Origin of the sequence: Massilia sp. CT11-108 (assembly GCF_047302915.1) — a bacterium.
Lineage (GTDB): Bacteria > Pseudomonadota > Gammaproteobacteria > Burkholderiales > Burkholderiaceae_D > Telluria > Telluria orientalis.
In genome coordinates this window covers 1-363 of the sequence record NZ_JBKYMO010001339.1, presented here as the reverse complement: position 1 = coordinate 363, position 363 = coordinate 1, and the positions used below count along the sequence as shown (strand labels likewise).

General features: G+C 56.5%; 1 protein-coding gene. It reads left to right on the top strand.

What is annotated here, in order from left to right; translation table 11 throughout:
* Nucleotides 1-363, top strand: a 363-nt coding sequence (locus ACEN88_RS34695) for a transposase (RefSeq protein ID WP_413346948.1), incomplete at both ends; no start/stop codon positions are given.

Here is a 363-nt window from a genome sequence, read left to right as displayed (position 1 = left end):
CAAGGCCGATTTCATTTATGATCCGCAAAAGGACGAGTACCGCTGTCCGGCAGGCGAAGCACTGATCTGGCGCTTTGCGAGCGTCGAAAAAGGTATGAAGAACCACCGGTACTGGAGCTCGAATTGCAAGGGATGTCCGCTCAAGGAAAAGTGCACGCCGAGCGCGCAACGACGTGTGACGCGCTGGGAGCACCAGGACGTACTCGACGATATGCAAGCTCGTCTTGAACAAAGTCCAGATGCCATGCGAATTCGACGCTCCACGGTCGAGCATCCGTACGGCACGATCAAAGCCTGGATGGGATCGGCACACTTCCTGACGAAGGGATTGGACCGCGTGAAGACCGAGATGAGCCTGCATGT